The organism is Intestinibacter sp. (assembly GCF_051866655.1).
Lineage (GTDB): Bacteria > Bacillota > Clostridia > Peptostreptococcales > Peptostreptococcaceae > Intestinibacter.
In genome coordinates this window covers 1-2,089 of the sequence record NZ_JBJDXL010000554.1, presented here as the reverse complement: position 1 = coordinate 2,089, position 2,089 = coordinate 1, and the positions used below count along the sequence as shown (strand labels likewise).

General features: G+C 32.1%; 2 protein-coding genes. Both read left to right on the top strand.

Features of this window, described 5'->3' with window-relative positions:
• Positions 1–174 precede the first annotated feature (174 nt).
• Positions 175–891 (top strand): DUF6063 family protein, encoded by a 717-nt coding sequence (locus ACI3VO_RS16695; RefSeq protein WP_439758993.1) that lies wholly within the window; start codon positions 175–177, stop codon positions 889–891.
• The coding region (locus tag ACI3VO_RS16690; protein ID WP_439758992.1) for a hypothetical protein at positions 884–2,089 on the top strand (1,206 nt) is incomplete at its 3' end. The genes ACI3VO_RS16695 and ACI3VO_RS16690, both read left to right, overlap by 8 nt.

The following is a 2,089-nucleotide window of genomic DNA, read 5'->3' as shown; positions in this document are numbered from 1 at the left end:
TTATTGAATATAGTTGAAAGTGATATAGATTTGGGCTTTATTGAAAATATTAAAATATATAAAAATCAAGAAAATAAAAAGGTCAAATTTTACGAAGTAGAAACCGACGACAAATTTATAAAGGTTTTAAATTGTTCAGATATAGTATTTGAATACGATTAATAGGAGAAAAATATGTACAATATAGATGATATAAAATTGGCGAATAATATTTTTTATTATTTAGTCAGCAATAAGGAGATAAACGAAGAGGATTCACCAGAGTATTTTAGAGATTACTGCGAGAGTCAGGAGATAATGAATCTCGTAAAAAGTCAAGGTGAAGCCTTTAATGTGAAGGTTGAAAAATACGGCACGACTATATACTTGATCCCAAATGAGGACAATAATTTTCTGGGATTTTCAAAGAACGAGCTAAAAAAGGAGCTCTGCAAATCTAATGCTACTGACAAGGACTACTATTTGTCTCAATTTGTAATACTTACTTTATTAGTTGAGTTTTACAGCTCACAGGGAAGAGATTCTAAGTCTAGGGATTCTCTAAGAGGTGGTGAGTTTTTAAATATAATAAGCGATAGGCTAAAGGAAGCCGTTGAGAGAGAGGATTTAGAAAAAATACAAGCAGATAGTGGTATAGCGTATGAAAATATATACGAAAAATGGGAAGGTCTTAGAAGTAGCGATCAAAAAAACAGACAGAAGACGACAAAGGAAGGATTTATAAGCAATATACTTAAGTTTTTAGAAAATCAAGGACTTATAAATTACATAGAACACGACGATATAATACTTACGACTTCGAAACTAGATAATTTCATGAATTTCAATATATTAAATAAAAACAACTACGAGAGAGTTTTAACAGCGTTAGGAGGTCATGAGGATGAGTAAGATAAATTCCCTTAGGATAATAAATTTAAATTACAACAACAATACTATGAGAATTGACGACGAAATCTTTGATCTTGGTGGGGAGAGTACGCTTTTTAGCCTTAGAAATGGCGGCGGTAAATCTGTGCTGGTTCAAATGATGATAGCTCCTTTTGTAAGAAAGAGATATAGAGATGCTAAGGATAGAAAGTTTGAGAGCTATTTTACGAAGACTTCTCCTACATATATTTTGACTGAGTGGATATTAGACGATGACAAGACTAATGTGATGATAGGAATGATGGTCAGAAAAAAATCCTATAGTGGTGAAGACGATGAGACTGATGACGAGATAGAGGTAGTTAACTTCATACATGAGTACGAGGGCGATAGTAAGTACAGCATTAGAAATATTCCATTTGTCGAAATTAAAGATACAAATAAGAGTATCAAGAGCTTTGGAAACAGCAAGAAGCTATTTGAAAAATTGAAAAAGGACAAAAACGTAAATTTCAGCTACTACGATATGAATGCGTACAACCAGTCTAGAAACTATTTCGAAACGTTGAAACAATACAAGATAAACCACAAGGAATGGGAGAGCATAATCAAGGAGATAAATAAAAAGGAATCTGGGCTTTCAGATTTATTTAGCGATGCGAAAACTGTCAGCGGCTTAGTCGAAAAATGGTTTTTGAAGGTAGTAGAGGACAAGCTAAATGAAAAAGATGGCAAGAGCAAGGTCGATAATTTGCAGGATATAATAAAAAAATACGTCTATCAGTACAAGGAAAACAGATACAAATTAAGCCAAAAGCAATCTATAGAAAAATTTAAAGAAGAGACTCAAGGCATATTGGAATTGGCGAAATCTTTTAGAGATATTAAAGACAATACTTCTGAAATAGAAAATAAACTCGTATCTTTAATAGTTTATATAGAGGGATTGTTAAAAGGTGAAGAGAGTCAGATACAAGTTTTAGATGAGAAAATAGATGATTTAGCTTCTGAGATAGAGGATATCGAGTACGAGAAGCTGTCTTTTGAAATATATAAAAAGGAAGATGAATTATCCAAAATTGAGAGCAAAGAACAAGAAATAAATGAATCAATAAAAGCGATAGAAGACGATATAGAAAAATCTACAAGAGAAAAAAATATCCAGGAATGTGCTGAAAAAAGAGAGGATTATCAAGAAGCATCTCAAAAAACACAAGAA